This window comes from Sphingopyxis sp. (genome assembly GCF_036261875.1).
In the GTDB taxonomy this organism is placed as follows: Bacteria; Pseudomonadota; Alphaproteobacteria; order Sphingomonadales; family Sphingomonadaceae; genus Sphingopyxis.
This window is the reverse complement of the sequence record NZ_DATAJZ010000025.1, coordinates 228,787-245,777: the sequence shown is the minus strand read 5'-3', so window position 1 is coordinate 245,777 and position 16,991 is coordinate 228,787. Positions and strand designations below refer to the sequence as shown.

14 protein-coding genes and 1 tRNA gene are annotated in these 16,991 nt (G+C 67.0%); 10 read left to right on the top strand and 5 right to left on the bottom strand.

Annotation, left to right across the window (positions count from 1 at the left end; genetic code table 11):
* Positions 1-177: 177 nt before the first annotated feature.
* The 4 genes from VHO04_RS12500 to VHO04_RS12485 all read right to left on the bottom strand — a co-directional run bounded on the left by VHO04_RS12500 (position 178) and on the right by VHO04_RS12485 (position 7,478).
* Complete coding sequence (locus VHO04_RS12500) at positions 178-2,574, bottom strand: TonB-dependent receptor (protein ID WP_329628579.1); 2,397 nt, start codon at positions 2,572-2,574, stop codon at positions 178-180.
* Between the two features lie 2 nt (positions 2,575-2,576).
* Positions 2,577-3,512: a FecR family protein gene (locus VHO04_RS12495; RefSeq protein ID WP_329628578.1), complete on the bottom strand. Its 936-nt coding sequence runs from the start codon at positions 3,510-3,512 to the stop codon at positions 2,577-2,579.
* Positions 3,505-4,023 carry an RNA polymerase sigma factor gene (locus VHO04_RS12490; RefSeq protein ID WP_329628577.1) on the bottom strand — a complete coding sequence of 173 codons (519 nt, stop codon included), beginning with the start codon at positions 4,021-4,023 and terminating at the stop codon, positions 3,505-3,507. Before VHO04_RS12490 ends, VHO04_RS12495 begins: the two co-directional genes overlap by 8 nt.
* Before the next feature lie 251 nt (positions 4,024-4,274).
* Positions 4,275-7,478, bottom strand: coding sequence for an autotransporter outer membrane beta-barrel domain-containing protein (locus VHO04_RS12485; protein ID WP_329628576.1), 3,204 nt, complete (start codon positions 7,476-7,478; stop codon positions 4,275-4,277).
* Between the two features lie 158 nt (positions 7,479-7,636).
* Between VHO04_RS12485 and VHO04_RS12480 the strand changes: the two genes are divergently transcribed.
* Positions 7,637-8,353 (top strand): 2OG-Fe(II) oxygenase, encoded by a 717-nt coding sequence (locus tag VHO04_RS12480; RefSeq protein ID WP_329628575.1) that lies wholly within the window; start codon positions 7,637-7,639, stop codon positions 8,351-8,353.
* A gap of 215 nt (positions 8,354-8,568) precedes the next feature.
* On the opposite strand, the gene VHO04_RS12475 is transcribed toward VHO04_RS12480, so the two are convergent.
* Positions 8,569-8,658: transfer RNA gene (locus VHO04_RS12475), tRNA-Ser, on the bottom strand.
* Between the two features lie 214 nt (positions 8,659-8,872).
* Here VHO04_RS12475 and VHO04_RS12470 point away from each other — a divergent pair.
* The 9 genes from VHO04_RS12470 to VHO04_RS12430 are packed head-to-tail and all read left to right on the top strand — an operon-like array spanning position 8,873 to position 16,990.
* Positions 8,873-9,868 carry a lytic murein transglycosylase gene (locus VHO04_RS12470; protein ID WP_329628641.1) on the top strand — a complete coding sequence of 332 codons (996 nt, stop codon included), beginning with the start codon at positions 8,873-8,875 and terminating at the stop codon, positions 9,866-9,868.
* Positions 9,852-10,811, top strand: coding sequence for a septal ring lytic transglycosylase RlpA family protein (locus tag VHO04_RS12465; protein ID WP_329628574.1), 960 nt, complete (start codon positions 9,852-9,854; stop codon positions 10,809-10,811). The genes VHO04_RS12470 and VHO04_RS12465 overlap by 17 nt, the downstream gene beginning before the upstream one ends.
* 8 nt (positions 10,812-10,819) lie before the next feature.
* Positions 10,820-12,043, top strand: a complete 1,224-nt coding sequence (locus VHO04_RS12460; RefSeq protein ID WP_329628573.1) for a D-alanyl-D-alanine carboxypeptidase family protein — start codon at positions 10,820-10,822, stop codon at positions 12,041-12,043.
* Entirely contained in the window at positions 12,037-12,663 is a 627-nt protein-coding gene (gene tmk, locus VHO04_RS12455; RefSeq protein ID WP_329628640.1) for a dTMP kinase, read from the top strand. Before VHO04_RS12460 ends, tmk begins: the two co-directional genes overlap by 7 nt.
* Positions 12,654-13,631 carry a DNA polymerase III subunit delta' gene (locus tag VHO04_RS12450; protein ID WP_329628572.1) on the top strand — a complete coding sequence of 326 codons (978 nt, stop codon included), beginning with the start codon at positions 12,654-12,656 and terminating at the stop codon, positions 13,629-13,631. Before tmk ends, VHO04_RS12450 begins: the two co-directional genes overlap by 10 nt.
* Positions 13,632-13,688: 57 nt before the next feature.
* Complete coding sequence (gene metG, locus VHO04_RS12445) at positions 13,689-15,257, top strand: methionine--tRNA ligase (protein ID WP_329628571.1); 1,569 nt, start codon at positions 13,689-13,691, stop codon at positions 15,255-15,257.
* Complete coding sequence (locus VHO04_RS12440) at positions 15,257-16,033, top strand: TatD family hydrolase (RefSeq protein WP_329628570.1); 777 nt, start codon at positions 15,257-15,259, stop codon at positions 16,031-16,033. Before metG ends, VHO04_RS12440 begins: the two co-directional genes overlap by 1 nt.
* A gap of 13 nt (positions 16,034-16,046) precedes the next feature.
* Positions 16,047-16,811, top strand: a complete 765-nt coding sequence (locus tag VHO04_RS12435; protein ID WP_329628569.1) for an MBL fold metallo-hydrolase — start codon at positions 16,047-16,049, stop codon at positions 16,809-16,811.
* Positions 16,808-16,990, top strand: a complete 183-nt coding sequence (locus VHO04_RS12430; protein ID WP_329628568.1) for a hypothetical protein — start codon at positions 16,808-16,810, stop codon at positions 16,988-16,990. The genes VHO04_RS12435 and VHO04_RS12430 overlap by 4 nt, the downstream gene beginning before the upstream one ends.
* Position 16,991: the final 1 nt, after the last annotated feature.

Genomic DNA, 16,991 nt, shown 5'->3' with positions numbered 1-16,991 from the left:
GACTGGAGATTGCTTCGCTCCGCTCGCAATGACGAATTCTAACGTATATCTGACTCACCGTCCCGTTCGTGTCGAGCGAAGTCGAGACACCCATCGGAACGGCGCAAGGCCGATGGGTGTCTCGACTTCGCTCGACACGAACGGATAAGGGGCGGTGCAGATTAAGCGCGCGGCGCTTTAATAAGCCACGTCAACAGCAATCCGGATCGTCCGGGGGCGGAGCGGGGTGATATAGCCCGCGCCGCCCTCGACGAACGGTGTGCCGAGCGCGAAGCGATTGCCGCGCGCGTCGAACAAATTGGTCAGCGTCAGCGACAGGCCGCGATGTTCGGTGCCGAGGCGCAGCGCGAGGCCGGTGTCGACATAATCCCCCTGGCCCTCGCCGAGCACCGGACCGATGCCCAGCCGCGACGGCCCGATATAATTCGCCCAGCCGTTGACGCGCAGCTCGGCATCGGCTCCGACGGGCGCGACATAGGTCACCGCCCCTCGCACCGCATGGCTCGCAACATTGGGGATGCGTCCCAGCTTGGCCGGGGCGTCGGCGAAGGCGGCCATCGCCAATGGGGATAGTTCGTCGACGCGGCTGTGGTTATAGACCGCACCGAGATCGAAGGAGAGCGCGGCGACCGGCCGGAAGGCAACCGCACCCGAAATGCTCGTGATCCGGCCGTTGCCGATATTGGCGGTCGTCGGAAAGCCGTTGCCATCGATGAAATCCGCCTGGATGTCGCGCCAGCGCGTGTGCGACACCGAAACGCTTGCGTCGAACGGGGTCCGCCCCTTTTCGCCGAAGCGGATTCCGCCTTCCCAGGTCCGCACCTGATCGTTGCGGAACCGGCGCACGAAATCGCCGTCGATGGCAAGGCCGCCAGGGCGGAATCCCTCCTGATAGCGGGCATAGAGGCGCAGATTCTCGAACGGCGTCGCGAGCAGCGAGAAAGAGGGAAGGAGGTCGGTTTCGGTGCGATGCGCGGTCGTTGCGCGTCCGGCCATGGCGATGGCAAGCGGGACGCTATCGGCTTCGCCGCCGAGACGCGCATGGGAAATCCGCCCGCCCGCCGAGGCGATTACATGCGGCAGCAGTTCGAGCGTCGCCTCGGCATAGCCCGTGAACTCGGTGATCTCGTTGGTCACGCCCGGCACCGCGGCGCGCAGCAGCGTGGTGCCATATTGGCGCCGCTGGCGGGTGCGGTTGTCGATGACGCTGGCGCCGATCACCCAGCCGAAGCCGTCGACGAAGGGACGCGACAGCCGCGTTTCGCTGACGAACATGCGGGTGCGGTTATATTGATCGAGAATGCGGGGATCCTCGCCCGGCTTCCCGGCGTCGAACCGTTCGAACAGCCGGTGGCTGACGACGGCGTTCGACGACTGAAAGTGCAGGCCGTCCCAGTCCTTCTGGATGACGATCGTGCCGAGCCCGTAGCGCGTCCGCGCATTCTGCTCGACCAGCGAACTGCGCGTCAGCGGCGGCGCATCCTTGTCGGCATATTGCGCATCGTCGGACGTGATCGCCTGATAGACACCGCTGAGGTCGATCGTCCAATTGTCGCCCGCCTCGATCCGCGCGGCGGCACGGCCGCCCCATATATGGGTGCGATTGACGTCATTCTTTCCGAGCAATGGATTGTCGATATAGCCGCCGTCGGTCAGCATATAGCCGAGCAGGCGCACCGCGCTGCCGCCATCGCCGACGGGGACGTTGACGATTCCCGCGATGTCGCCGCCGGGGTCGCCGTGCTGGGTCGCCGAAACCCCGGCGATCGCCTGCAACCGAGTTTCGCGCGGATCGGGCGCCTTGGGGACCGAACGGATGATCCCGCCGAGCGATCCCGCGCCATAGAGCGTTCCCTGCGGCCCTTCGAGCACCTCGACGCTGTCGATGTCGTAGAGGCGCAGGTCGGGATCGGGCGCGTTGTAGCTCAGCCGGACGTCGCCCAGATATTGCCCGACCGTCGCCTGCGTCGGGCCGGTAAAGCTCGAATCGGCGATGCCGCGGATGAACAGCTTGTTGCGGCCCGCCCCCAGATAGGTTGAGGAGATCGTCGCGACGCGCGACAGGATCGAGTCGGTTCCGCGCTCGCCGCCGAACGCCAGATCGTCGCCATCCAGCCGGGTGGCGACGCCTGCGAAATGCGAATAGGGAAGGTCGGTCTTGGTCGCGGTGACGATGATCGTCTCATCCGCCGACGCGACGACCGGTGCCGGTTCGCGCGCCCGCGGTTGCGGCGCGGCACGCGGCAGCAGGCGATGTGCGACTTTCGGGGGCGGCGCGCGGCGCTCGATCCGCCAACTTGTCGCATTGACCCGCACCGCACGGGCGTCGGTTCCCGCTAACATCTGCTTCAACGCGTCCTGCACGTCCATGCGCCCGCGCACCGGCCTGACGTCGGCCTGCCACAGGCGCGCATCGGCGACGCTGATGCTGACGCCCGCCTGCCGGCTGAGCTGCGGCAGCGCCGTCGACAGCGCGCCGCCCGGCACGTTGAACGCCCGCTCCTCGGCCGCCGCGACTTGCGCCGGCAGGCCAACGAGCGCGAGAACCAGCAGGGACGTTTGCCAGCGCGCCATGGCTAGCGTGTCAGCACCCAGCCATTGCCGCGCCGTTCGGCAACCGTGCCCGATAGTGCGGCCAGATCGGCGACGGTGCGCGCGCGATCCTTGTCGATGATCAGCGCACCGCGGAAGGATTGCCCTTCGGCGCCGGGGGCAACCGCGACCTCGATTCCCGCCGTGCGCTTCAGATCCTCGGCAACGGTGGTGAGCGGCGCGTCGTTATAGACGAGCAGCCCGGTGCGCCAGCCGCCGACATTGGCGACATCGACGGGATGGACCTGCGGCGGCTTACTGTCTGTATCGCCAGCCTCGATCGCTTGCCCGGCGGTGACGCGGACCTTGTCGCGCTGAGGGTTGTAGAGTACCACGCCTTCGGACACTGCGACCGAGGTCCGGCGCTCGCGGCGGACGACGTTGAACGCCGTACCGAGATCGACGATGCGCGCAGCCCCCGCCTCGACAACGAAGGGATCGCTTTCGCGGTGGACGACATGGAACATCGCTTCGCCCGATTCCAGTCGCGCGAAGCGGGGCCGATCCTTGTCGAGTTCGACGACCGAGGCGCCGTTGATCTCGATCCTCGACCCGTCGGCGAGCGTGATCGAGCGATGCTCGCCCGCCGCCGTTTCGATCCGGTTCGCATCGCCGAACAGGCCAAGCTGCGGCAGCGCGATCACGGCGACGAGCGCGGCCGCAACCGCACCGCCCAGCCACAGGCGCCGCGACGGGCGGCGCGGCGTTTCGGGGCGGATCACCACCGAAGGCGCACGCTCGGACGGCAGGGCATCCAGGTCGCGGTCCAGGCTCGCGAGCGCGTCATAAAGATCGGCATGTCCGGGGTCTTCGGCCAGCCAGTCGGCGAAACCGTCCCAATCATCGAACGCGGGGTCGCGCTGCCGGATGATCCAGCCGCTTGCGCGGGCCTCGGCGGCGGTTTTCGCATCGTCAAACATCGAACTGCCTCCGGGTCCGGGCGATCGCGGCATAGACCTTGCGCAGATCGGCTTCGACGGTGCTCAGGCTGACGCCGATTTCGGCCGCGATCTCGCGCTGCTGGACGCCGTCGACGCGAAAGCGGCGGAAGATGCGCGCCGGCCGCTCGCCGGTCGCCGCGATCGCCTGTTCGACCAGCGCCAGTTGCTCGCGCGAAATCAGCGCCGTTTCAGCGGATGGACCTTCGGCGATCGACGCGTCGCTCCACGCCGCATCGCGCAGCGCGCTTTGCCGCGCCGAACGATAGCGGTCGAGCATCAGATTGTTCGCCGCGCGCATGACATAGGCAAGCGGTTCGGCAATCGGCCCCATGCCGCGTTCGGTCAGCCGCATCCACAAATCCTGAAACAGATCCTCGGCCGCATCACCCGCGCCGCGCACGTCCAGAAAGCGGACGATGCGCTCGCGGTTGGCGAGCAACACACCTTCGATGCCCTGGACGGCGTCGGTTCGATCACTCGCATCGGTCATGGATTGCTTGCCGCGGAATGCCATTGTCTGTCGGCCCGCGCCCCATCGGCGCGCGCTGTTCGGCCCCCTGATGATGCCGCCATATAGCGCCCGGCGCGCACCATGCAACCGCGTCGGCATGGCGGGGCCGGCATGGCGGGCAAGAGCGGCCTGAAATATCGTCATCTCCTTTTCATCCTTTGAGCCTTGGCAAGGGGGAAGCGGGGGTAGGGAGGGGCTTCCCCCTTGCTGCGGGACCGGCCAATGGGGGATTAAAGGCCGACCCGCAGGCTCGCACGGAACGCCCAGCCGATGTGGCTTTGCTGTTCTTCCGCAGACACTTCGCCGGCGACCTGAAAGGCCGAATTGCCGGCGATGCCGCGGAAACGGCCGACCCAGCCGCTCGTGCGATCCTCTGGAACCAGGGTGAAGGGCGTGCCGTCCTTGAACGACGCGACGGTCGCGCCCAGCGAGCCGCCGACGATCTGGCGCCGCCCGCCTTCGAGTTCGAAGCGCGTCCAGCCGTCATATTCGTCGGTGCCGCCGAACTGAAGGCCAAGCGCCACCGTGCCCGACACCGCCAGTTCGTCGCTGCTGCGGTCCTGCACGGTCAGGTCGAGCGCGTCGCCGCCGCCGGATTCGGCATAGCCGTCTTCCTTCAGCTTGTAATAGTCGACCGCGACGGTGGGGCGGATCGTCAGCCCGCCGAGGCGCGCGTCCTTGGCGACCGAGCCCGACGCCGAATAGAGCGTCGCGTCCCATTTGCCGCGCATCGTCTTTTCGATATCCTCGGCCCCCGCGTCGGCGCGGAAGAAGCGCGTCCCCTTCAGGCTGATCGGCGCGCCCGACACGCGGGCGCTCGCCAGCCAGCCGTCCGATTGCAGGCGCCAGTGGAGCGACCCTTCGAACTGGCTCGACGACACTTCATTGTCGTTGCTGCTGTTGCCGTCCTTGCCGCTCAGGAAAGCGATCGAGCCACCGAAGTTGCCGACGTCGCTCTTGATCTCGGCACCCATCGACAGGCCCCAGCCGCTGACATTGTAGCCCGCGGTCTGGCCGACGCCCTTTGCGGTGCCCCACACGGCCTGGTTGACCCAGTAACGCCACTTGCCTTCGTCCTGGAACGGCGCGTTCGGATCCTGCAGGTGCCGCGCCAGCGCGCGCGAGCCCGAGGTGACAGTCTCGAACACCCCGCCTTCATGCTCGGGCAGCATCTGGCGAAGCTGGTTGTGGAACTGATCGCCGTTGGTGATGCCGAGGAACACGTCCTCGACCTTCTGGTCGGCGGTCACCGCATCGATCACCGCGTCGAAGGCGCCCGCTTCGGACCGGTTGAGGCCCAGTTCGGTGCTGCTCTTGCGCGCCACGTTGACGACGAGCTGATTGGCATTCGAGCTGAGCGTGCCTTTGTAGAGGAAGGGCAGCAGCGTCGATTCGGTGGTCAGATTATCGGCGCCGGTCAGCGTCCCGGCGGTCAGCACGATGTGGTTGCCCTCGGCCTCCTCGAGGCTCGACAGCTTGAGCGCGAGTTTCGAGTCCGCACCGAAACTGGCGGTGCCCCCGACGGTCAGCGCGGTGCCGGTGCTGCCGTCGTCGAGCGTTACCGCCAGCACACCCTTGTTGGTGACCGCAAGCGAAGCGATCGAGGCCGCGCCGCTGACGTCGAAGGTGCCGCCGTCGACCGACACCGCCAGTCCCTGCGCATTGGCGAGGCTGCCCGAAAAGCGCGACGTGCCGCCGATGGTCAGCATGTCGCTGCCGCCGCCGAAATCGGCCGTGCCGCTGAACACCGACGTGCCGGCGAGCGTCATCGTATCGTTGCCGGCGCCAAAGCGCGCATTGCCCGCATAGGTGGCGTCGCCCGACAGGTTCAGGCGGTTGTCGCCCCCGCCGAAGTAGCTGTTTCCCTTCACCGAACCGTCGGCGATGTCGAACAGGTCGTTGCCGCCACCAAAGCGGACGTCGCCGACGATGCTCGGCGCGGCGATGCCGCTGGCGACCGCGGTCTGCTTGACCGTCGCGCCATTGCCGTTCGCCGACAGGTCGATCGCGATGTTGCGGTCCGAGGTGGCGAGCGCGCCGGTGGCGCTGATCGTTCCGCTGTTCTCGATCGCATCGACGGTGCCCGACAGATCGACGATCGCGCGCGCGGTGCCGGCATCGCCCGCCGCCTTCGCGCTGATCACGCCGCTGTTGCGGATGAGAGCGACGTCGCCGCCCGCCTCGACGAGGATGCCGGTCGAGATGGCGGAGGCTTCCTTGCCGCCGGATGCCTCGACCTTGCCCGCGACGCGGATTTCGGGAGTAGTCGCACCGCTGCCGACGCGGATCGCCGTCGCCGACGCGCCGTTCGAGATCGCCGACACGCCGCCGCTGATCCCGACCCCGCCGGCGATCGTCACGTTGCGGCCCATGCCGCCGAGCTGGATCGCGGCCGCGTCCTTGCCCACATAGAGGCCGTTGCCGGTGACGGTGCCGTCGATGATCAGGCCCAGGCCGGTCCCCGTGCCCGCAACCGCGCCGATCGCAATGTCCTGGCTGGCCGAACCAATGCGAAGCGCAGGCGCCGAGCCATAGGACTGGATCGCGCCCGATCCCTCCTTGGCATCCTCGATACCGTCCTTGTCCTCGTCCTTGTCGTCGGGCTTGGTGTCCTTCGGGGGCACCGCGACGACGATGCCGCCGGTGACATTGCCCTCGATCGACAGCACCGGCCCCCCGATCAGCAGGTCGTCGGCGTCGAGCTTCGACGGGTCGGTCGGGACCGTGGTATAGCGATAGCCGGTCGACGTCAGCGTGCCCTGCACGACGAGCGCCCCGTTGACGTTGCCGGCGAGCCGCGCGGCGATGGCATTCTCGCCGACCGCGGTAATCGTGCCGGCCAGGCGGACATTGCCGGTCACGTCCTGCAAACCGACGCCGAGCGCATTGTCGCCGAGCACCGAAATCTTTCCGTCGTTGGTGAAATTGCCGGTCAGTGGCCCGCCGAGGCGAATGCCCGCCGAGTCATTACCCTCGATCGTGATCTCGCCGCTGTTGACGATGCTGCCGGTGAAGGCGCCGCCGGTCGCGATGCCGGTGCGGCCGCTGCCCACCGCATAGGGTCCATCGATGTCGCCGTCCTTGTCGATGTCGGTCGGCGCATAGCTTTCGTCGATGATGATCTTGCCGGTCGCCGAATTGGTGATCGTGCTGCTGACGCCGGCGTTCGCGAAGATGCCGGTCGCGCCGTCCGAATTGGTGATCTGGATCGTGCCGTCGTTGGTCAGCTTGTTGTTGCTGTCGATGGTGACGGCGGTGCCGCTGGTCGGCTTGACCGATCCCGCCGAGGTGATCTTCACATCGTCGGCGGCGCCCGACTTTACCGTCGAGGTGCGCACCGGCGTGGTGGTCGCGGTGCTGATGCTCGTTTCGGCATGAGCGGTGGTGGAAAGAACGGCGGCAAGGCAGGTGGAGGCCAGCAAGGTCGTGCGCATGAAATCCCTCTTTTGATGTCGACCGGGTGTTCCCGGAACCGACCTCAAGACGGAGGCACCGCGCGCCAGCCTTGAAAGAAATTTGATCGCAAGAAACGGGGCGGAGTGCCGTCGTGCCGCGGATAGGGGCCGATATCCGCCTCGACTGAAAGACGATCATGCCGACCCACGACATCTCCCGCAGCGTAGCCGGTCTCGATAGGGAAGCGCTCGCAACCGATCTCGGGGACAGAGGCTGGCATGTTGTTCCCGGCCTGCTGCCAGCGGCCCGATGCGCCGCGCTCAGGGCCGATTATGCGGCGGACACCCTCTATCGCAGCACGATCTCGATGCAGCGGTACGGCTTCGGCCGCGGCGAATATCGCTATTACCGCTATCCGCTTCCCGATCCCGTCGCGGCCCTTCGCGCAGCCTTCTATCCGCCGCTGGCACGGCTCGCGAACGATTGGGCGGCGACGCTTGGACGCACATCGCTCTATCCCGCCGACCATGCCACCTTCCTCGCGCAATGTGCGCTCGCGGGCCAGTCGCGCCCGACGCCGCTGATCCTTCGCTATGGCGCCGGCGATTATAATTGCCTGCATCAGGATTTGTACGGCGAACTCCATTTCCCGTTCCAGATCGCGATCCTGCTGTCGCGGCCGGGCGCGGATTTCGACGGCGGCGAATTCGTCCTCACCGAACAGCGCCCGCGGATGCAGTCGCGCCCACACGTCGTGCCGCTGAAGCAAGGCGACGCGGTGATCTTCGCGGTCAACGAAGCCCCGCGTCAGGGCAGCCGCGGCCCCTATCGCGTCAAGCTGCGCCATGGCGTCAGCGAAATCCGCCGCGGCGAGCGCTTCACGCTGGGCGTGATCTTTCACGACGCGGGGTAGGAAGGGAGGCGACGCCCAGATTACATTCGTCGATGACGAGTTGAATGGCCGGACTGCCCCATCTTACATCGTCATCCCGGACTTGATCCGGGATCCATTTATCTGGCGCTGAGAGAATGGATCCCGGATCAAGTCCGGGATGACGAAAGCTAGGAAGGGGCAGCCTTCCACCCCAAAATCGCCGCTCGCGATAAAGTCGCGCATTAAAAAGAAGGTGGCGGACAGGGTGGGATTCGAACCCACGGTGAGCTTGCACCCACGGCGGTTTTCAAGACCGCTGCCTTAAACCACTCGGCCACCTGTCCGCTGCCGCCGACATAGCGCGCGGCGCCCCCGCGGCAAGCAAAAGATCGACGGCTCGGTTCGCCGCGCGAATGACTCGACCTGTCTCGCGGCGGATGGCGAAGCCGCGTGCATCTGGTTCAATCCGATTCTATGGGGTGGGACATGATGCACGCTAGAGGTTTCAGAATCGGTCGTCTTTCCAGCCTGCTGGGCTTCACCCTCTCGGCCTGGTCGATGGTGATGTCGGGTCCGCTGTACGCCCAGAGCGGCGGCGATGCCGGGTTCGACGCCTATGTCCAGTCGTTGTGGCCGAAAGCTCAGGCGCGCGGGGTTTCGCGCGCGACCTTCGATCGGGTGACGTCGGGACTGCGCTACAACCCTCGCGTCATTGCGCTCGACCGCGACAATCTCGGCGCGCCGCCGAACCCGAACACGCCGATCCCGGCTTTCGCGCCCTATCGCGTGAAACATGTCGATGCGGCGCGGATCAACGGCGGGCGGCGCGTCCACGACCGGCTGCTACCCCTGCTGTCGCGCATCGAGCAGCGCACCGGGGTACCGACGAGCATCATGATCGCGATCTTCGGGCACGAAACCGCTTATGGTGCGGTAACGGGCAATTTCGATCTGCCCGAGGCGCTGGCGACGCTCGCCTATGAAGGGCGCCGCCGCACCTTGTTCGAGCCCGAATTTATCGCGACGCTCGAAATGGTGCAAAAGGGCGTGCCGCGCGACGTGCTCAAGGGAAGCTGGGCCGGCGCCTTCGGCTATCCGCAATTCCTCCCCTCGGTCTATCTGCAAGTGGCCGAGGACGGCGATGGCGACGGCGTCGCGCGCATCTGGTCGAGCGAGGCCGACGCGATCGAATCGATCGGCGCCTATCTGCGCCGCGCCGGCTGGCGGGCGGGGCAGCCATGGGGCGTCGCGGTGCAGGTGCCCGCGGGCTATAACCGCGCCGCGATGGCGAGCCGCCTGCAGCCGACGCGCTGCCCGCGCGTCTTCGCGCGCTACAGCCGCTGGCGCTCGATGGCCGAATGGCGCGCCGACGGTTTTCAGACGCTCAGCGGCCGCTGGCCCGACGGGCAGGTGCAGGCGACCCTGCTCGAACCCGACGGCCCGGGAAAAACCGCTTATTTGCTGACTGGCAACTATCGTGCGATATTGGACTATAATTGTTCCAACTTTTACGCATTGTCTGTGGGGTTGCTGGCGGATGAAATCGATCGTTAGGGAGGGGGCCCTGATCGCGGGGGCGGCGTTGCTGCTTTCGGGATGCGGGGTAACGGACGGCAAGCGCGAAGGCGGACCCGCCGCGGGTCCGGCGCCCGCGCCGCTGGTCGAACGGGTCAGCGACACGCCGGTCAAGCTCGGCGAGCCCTACACCGTCGCCGGGGTCACTTACACGCCCGTCGATATCCCCGATTACGACGATGTCGGCTATGCGAGCTGGTATGGCGACGAACGCGCCGGCAAGCCGACCGCCAATGGCGAAATCTTCGACCCCGACGGCATCAGCGCCGCGCACCGAACGCTGCCGATGCCAAGCTATGTCGAGGTCACCGCGCTCGACACCGGGCGCACGATCCTTGTCCGCGTCAACGATCGCGGGCCGATGGTCGGCGACCGGCTGATCGATCTGTCGCGCGGCGCCGCCAGGCAGCTCGGCATCACCGAGAGCACAGCCGCGGTGCGGGTGCGCCGAACGAACCCGCCGCAGGCCGAACGCGCGCAGCTTCGCGCGGGCCGCGCGGTCCCCGAACGGATCGCGACCCCCGACTCGCTGCTCGCGATCCTGCGCAAGAAGCTCAAGGCTCAACCCGCACCCAAGCCCGCCGCCGCGCCCGTCGCGGCGCAGCCCGCGCCGCCGGTGGCGTCGGGCAAGGTCAAGCCCGGCGACGACCGCCTCGCTGTCCAGCCGTCGAAGCCGGCCCCCAAGCCCGTTCCCGCCAAGCCCGCCGCCGCCGCAGGCTCCTATCAGGTCCAGGTCGGCGCCTTCAGCACCGAAGCGCGCGCTGCCGCCGCCGCCAAGTCGGTCGGCGGGACGGTGGCGAAGGCGGGCAAATATTGGCGGGTCCGCATGGGGCCGTTCGCCAATGAAGCCGAGGCGCGCACCGCGCTCGGCAAGGCCAAGGACAAGGGCTTCCGCGACGCGGCGGTCGTTCGCGACCGTTGACGGCCGCGATGCGAAGACCCTTTTTCATCGTCAGGGCCGCAATCGGCGGCGCCGCGGCGCTGGCACTTATCGCGGCCTTTCCGGCGGCTTCGGCAGGCGATGCGCATTCGAAATCGGCGCCCGCCAGCCGCCCGCTCTATATGACGCAGGCGCCGATCGTGATGCTCAAGGATCTCGATTCGGGCGCAATCCTCTTTTCGCGCGGCGCCGAAAAGCGCTTCCCGCCCGCCTCGATGGCGAAGGTGATGACCGCCTATATCGTGCTCGATCTGATCGAGAAGGGCGAGCTACCGCGCGACAAGATCGTCACCGTCAGTCAGGCGACGTGGAAGAAATGGAACGGCAGCAACGGCGGCTCGACGATGTTCCTGCGGTCGGGCGAGAAAATCTCGGTCGATGAACTGCTCAAGGGGTTGATCACCGTATCGGCCAACGACGCCGCCGCCGCGCTGGCGGTGGGGATCGACGGCAGCGAAGAGGCTTTCGTCAAGCGAATGAACGCGATGGCGTCGAAACTTGGCATGAGGTCGAGTCATTTCGGCACGCCGAACGGCTGGCCCGACGGTGGCGTGACGAAGGTCAGCGCCGCCGACCTGATCCTGCTCGCCGACCGCCTGATCCGCGAGCATCCGCGTGGCTATGCGCGCTATTTCTCGCTGCCGAAACTCCAGCACGGCAAGAGCCCCGAGGGCAAGCCGATCGTCCAGCCGAACACCAATCCGATCCTCGGCCGCGTCGAGGGGGTCGACGGGCTCAAGACCGGCCATACTGCCGAAGCGGGCTATTGCTTCCTCGGCTCGGCGAAACGCGGCGGGCGGCGGTTGATCATGGTCGTCGCCGGCATGGCGAGCGACAAGGCGCGCCGCGACGAGGCCGCACGGCTGATGACCTGGGGTTTCGAGCAATGGGAAGGACGCGAACTCGTGCCCGCGGGCGCGAAGATCGGCCGCATCGACGTGGGGCAGGGGAATGCGCCCGCCGTCCTCGCCGAAGCCGCGATTCCGGTGCGGATGACGGTCCCGCGCGGCTATACCGGCGGTTACAGCGCGGTGATGCGCAGCCGCTCGCCCGTCCCGGCGCCGGTCGCGCGCGGAACGCGGGTCGCCGACCTGATCGTCACCCCAGACGGTCTGCCGCCGCAGGTCACGCCGCTGCTCGCCGCGAACGATGTCGGCGCAGGCGATTTCGGTGGGCGGCTGCGCACCGGATTCTACCGGCTCACCGGCTGGTGAGCGGCCGCTTCATCACCCTTGAGGGCGGCGAAGGGGTCGGCAAGTCGACCCAGATCCGCGCGCTGTCCGCCGCGCTCGCCGCGCGCGGGGTCGAGGTCGTCGCGACCCGCGAGCCCGGCGGCAGCGCCGGCGCCGAGGCGATCCGCGCGCTGCTGATGGAAGGCAGCGACGACCGCTGGGACGCGCGGAGCGAGGCCTTGCTCTTCGCCGCGGCGCGCGCCGACCATGTCGCGCGCACGATCCGCCCCGCGCTGGATCGCGGCGCCTGGGTGCTCTGCGACCGCTTCGTCGACAGCTCGCGCGCCTATCAGGGCGGCGGCGGCGGCATTACCGACGGCGATCTGCTCGCGCTGCACGGTTTCGGCTCGCTCGGCCTGCTCCCTGACCGCACCTTCCTGCTCACCGTCAGCGCGCGCGAGGCCGATCGGCGGCTCGCGCTGCGCGACGCCGCGGGCGCCGACCGCATGGGCAGCAAGCCCGCCGACTATCAGGCCCGCCTCGCCGCGCGCTTCGCCGAAATGGCGGCGGCCGAGCCCGGCCGCTGGCGCGTGATCGACGCCGACGCGCCCGCCGACGCAGTGACCGCCGCGATCCTCGCCGAACTGGAACCGTGGCTGTGACCTTGATCGGCCATAGCGACGTCGAAAAGGCATTTCTGGAAGCGTGGCAGGGCGGGCGGCTGCACCACGCCTGGCTGCTCGCCGGGCCGCAGGGGATGGGGAAGGGGGCCTTCGCCGCGCGCGTCGCGCGCTTCCTCGCCACCCACGGCCAGGCGGGCGCGGGGCAGGCGATCACTCTCGACGATCCGGGCGATGCAGCCGCGGGCAAGCTGGTCGAGGCGGGCAATCACCCCGAGATCATCCAACTCGCGCGCCAGCCAAAGGACAAGGGCAAGGAACTTGCGCGCAACATCACCATCGACCAGGTGCGCGGCGTCATCCGCCGGCTGCACCTGTCGCTGTCGCTCGGCGACTGGCGCGTGATCATCGTCGACGCGGTCGACGACCTCGAGACCGACGGCGCCAACGCGCTGCTCAAGACGCTCGAGGAGCCGCCCGCGCGGACATTGTTCCTGCTCGTCAGCCACTCGCCGGGGCGTCTGTTGCCGACGATCCGCTCGCGCTGCCGAATCCTGCGTTTTCAACCGGTTGAGCATGACGTCATGACGGCGTGGCTGCACGAACTACGCCCGATGACCGACAGGGCTGAGCTGCGCGCGATCGTCGCCGCCTCAGGCGGCGTGCCCGGCAAGGCGCTCGCGCTGATCGACAGCGACGTCGCGGCGATGGAGGCGAAGCTGCTCGCGATCGCGGCCGGCGGCGACCCCGGCAATCGCCTCCGCGAAGCACTCGCGCGCGAGGTCGGCGGGACGAGCAATCGCGTCCGGCTCGAACTGGTGATCGACATCGTTCCCGGCCTGCTCGCGCGGCTGGCGCGCGAGCGCCCGGTTGCCGAGATCGCCCCGGTGCTCGCGCAGTGGGGCCGGGTCCAGCGCACGGTGCGCGACGCGGTCCGCGGCTCCTACGACGGGTCAATGGTCGGCTTCGAGATCGGCAACTGCCTAGCCGAACTGGCGCCCAAGGCCTGAGCGGCGCTGGGGCACGGGACGCTTCCCCTCGCGCCCCGCACCCGCTAAGGCGCGCGCATGTCCGAACCTTTCTATATCACCACCGCCATCAGCTATCCCAACGGCCGTCCGCATATCGGCCATGCCTATGAAGCCATCGCCACCGACGTGATGGCGCGGTTCCAGCGCGCGCGCGGCCGCGACGTCCGCCTCGTCACCGGCACCGACGAACATGGGCTGAAGATGTTCCAGACCGCGCGCGGCCAGGGCCGCGAAACGATCGATCTTGCTGATGAAATGTCGGGATATTTCCGTGAGATGTATGCCAGGCTGAATATCAGCTATGATAATTTCATGCGCACCTCCGATCCCGCGCATCATCGGGCGTCGCAAGCGATCTGGCAGGCGATGGAAGCGAACGGCGACCTTTATCTCGACCGCTATGAGGGCTGGTATTCGGTCCGCGACGAGGCTTTCTACGACGAAGACGAACTCACCGACGGGGAAGGGGGCGTTCGCCTGTCGCCGCAGGGCGCCCCCGTCGAATGGACGGTCGAGGAAAGCTGGTTCTTCCGCCTGTCGAACTATCAGGACAAGCTCCTCGCGCTCTATGCCGACCAGCCCGATTTCATCCGCCCCGAAAGCCGCCGCAACGAGGTGCTGCGCTTCGTCGAGGGCGGGCTCAAGGATCTCAGCGTCTCGCGCACCAGCTTCGACTGGGGCGTGCCGGTGCCGGGTTCGCCGGGGCATGTCATGTATGTCTGGGTCGACGCGCTGACCACTTATCTCTCGGGGCTCGGCTACCCCGATCCCGATGGCGATTTCGGTAAATTCTGGCCCGCGAATATCCATATGATCGGCAAGGATATCGTGCGTTTTCATACCGTTTACTGGCCGGCCTTCCTGATGAGCGCTAATTTGCCGCTGCCCCAACAGGTCTTCGGCCACGGCTTCCTGCTCAACCGCGGCGAAAAGATGTCGAAATCGCTCGGCAATGTCGTCGATCCGATGGAACTGGCCGAGCGTTTCGGGGTCGATGCTCTGCGCTATTATCTGCTCCGCGAAGTCAGTTTCGGACAGGACGGCAGCTATTCGGCCGAGGCGATCGTGCGTACCGCCAACGCCGACTTGGCGAACAGCTTCGGCAATCTCGCCCAGCGCAGTTTATCGATGATTTTCAAGAATCTGGATGGCAAGCTTTCGACCGACTACACGCCATCGCAGGAGGATGCAGACCTGCTCGCCGACCTGCTCGCGATGGCCGAAGAGCGCCTGCCGCGCGAGTTCGAGCAGCTCGCTTTCTCGGTCGGGATCGAGGACTGGATCCGCGCCGTCTTCGCCTGCAACCAATATGTCGACGCGCAGGCGCCCTGGGCGCTGCGCAAGAGTGATCCCGAACGGATGCGCGCGGTGCTGATGACCTTGTTCCAGGCGGTGCGGACGCTCGCGATCGCGATCCGCCCGGTGGTGCCCGATGCCGCCGACAAACTGCTCGACCAGATGGGCATCGCCACCGACGCGCGCGATTTCGCGGCGCTCGCCGACCGGGACTGGTTCGCGAAACTCGCCGCGAGCGGTTTCACCCTGGGCCAGCCGGTTCCCATCTTTCCCCGTCTCGAACTGCCGGAGGGGGAAGGGGAGGCCTGATGCTCGTCGATTCGCACTGTCACCTCAATTACAAAGGCCTTGCCGAGCAGCAGGGCGAGGTGCTGGCGCGGGCGCGTGAGAGAGGCGTCACGGCGATGCTCAACATTGCAACGCGCGAAAGCGAATGGGACGATGTGCTCGCAGCGGCCGAAGCCAATGCCGACGTCTGGGCCAGCGTCGGTATCCATCCGCACGACGCCGACCATCATCCCGACGTCGATACCGCGAAGCTGACCCGCCGCGCCGCGCACCCGCGCGTCATCGGGATCGGTGAGACCGGGCTCGATTATTATTACGACAAGAGCGATCGCGCGCGGCAGCAGGACAGTTTCCGCCGCCACATCCATGCATCGCAGGAAACGGGCCTGCCGATCATCGTCCATACGCGCGAAGCCGAAGCCGATACGCTCGCGCTGCTCGGCGAGGAGATGGGAAGGGCGGTCTTCCCCGGCGTGATCCACTGCTTCACCGCCAGCGACGATTTCGCGCGCCGCGCGCTCGATCTCGGCCTCTATATCTCGATCTCGGGGATCGTGACCTTCAAAAATGCCGCCGATCTTCAGGCGACTGCGCGCTGGCTGCCGCAGGACCGGCTGCTGATCGAAACCGACTCCCCCTTCCTCGCCCCCGTCCCGCACCGCGGCAAGACCGGCGAGCCCGCCTTCGTCGCCGACACGCTCGCCTATCTCGCCGACCTGCGCGGGGAGGATGCCGAAGCATTGGCGGCCGCGACAAGCGCTAATTTCTATACGCTTTTCAACAAGGCGGCAGCATGACGTCACACCGCTCATGAAGGTAAGAATCCTGGGTTGCGGGACGTCTTCCGGGGTGCCGCGGATCGGCAACGACTGGGGCGCGTGCGACCCCGACAATCCCCGCAACCTGCGCAGCCGCGCCTCGATCATGATCTCGCTCGGCGGCTTTCGCATCCTCGTCGACACCAGTCCCGACATGCGGCTGCAACTGCTGGGCGCCGGCGTAGGCGAGGTCGACGCCGTCATCTGGACCCACGAGCACGCCGACCACACCCACGGGCTCGACGACCTGCGCCAGATCATGCATCTGCGCCGTTCGGCGGTGCCCGCCTATGCCCGCGCGCATGTGCTCGACATATTGAAGTGGCGTTTCACTTATGCCTTTGCGGGCAACGCCGGCTATCCGGCGTCGGTCGATCCGATCGACCTTCACGATCATCAGTCGATCGGGCCGATCGAGGTGTCGGCGCTCGAAATGCCGCACGGCCCGATCAAGGCGACCGGGCTGATCTTCAGCGACGGTGCGCACAAGATCGCCTATGCGACTGATTTTTCGAAATTCACCGACGAGATGGTCGATTTCTTCCAGGGCGTCGATCTGTTCGTTATCGACTCGCTCCGCCGCTATCCGCATCCGACGCATCCGCATCTGGCGATGACGCTCGAAGGGCTCGCCAAAGTCGGTCATCCGCGCGCGATCATCACGCATATGGATAATACGATGGACTATGACGATCTGGCGGCTGAATTGCCGCCGGGCGTCGAGCCGGGCTATGACGGGCTGGAGGTGCAATTATGAGCGGCAACAGCGCGGTCGATCTGATCTGGTTCGCCGGAGCCTTCGCGCTGGTGCTGAGCGCGCTCGTCGCGCGCCGGATCAAAGTCTCCGACAGCATCAAGATGGCGCTCGCGTGGGTCGCGATCTTCGGGCTGATCTTTCTGGCAGTCTGGACATTCCAGACGGTGCGCGGGGGATGAA